This window comes from Fictibacillus phosphorivorans (assembly GCF_023715845.1).
Classification (GTDB): Bacteria; Bacillota; Bacilli; order Bacillales; family Fictibacillaceae; genus Fictibacillus; species Fictibacillus phosphorivorans_D.
On the sequence record NZ_JAMBOR010000099.1, the window covers coordinates 1 to 222 of the forward strand.

The window sequence follows — 222 nt, forward strand, 5'->3', positions numbered from 1 at the left end:
ATTAAGTATTCTTTTGCTTTGTGAGATCGCAGATCTCTCACGAGCTGCCTATTATAAGTGGCTGAACCGTACACCTTCTACACAAGAGCTTCAGAATAACGAGATTATAAAAGAGCTGAAAGCTCTCTATGAGAAAGTTAAGGGAATCTACGGCTATCGTCGAATGACAATGAATATAAACCGAACCCTTAAACAGAACTTTAATCACAAACGTATTTATAG

General features: G+C 37.4%; 1 protein-coding gene. It reads left to right on the forward strand.

What is annotated here, in order from left to right; translation table 11 throughout:
• A partial coding sequence (locus M3206_RS19325) for an IS3 family transposase (RefSeq protein ID WP_251314051.1) occupies window positions 1–222 on the forward strand: 222 nt, incomplete at both ends.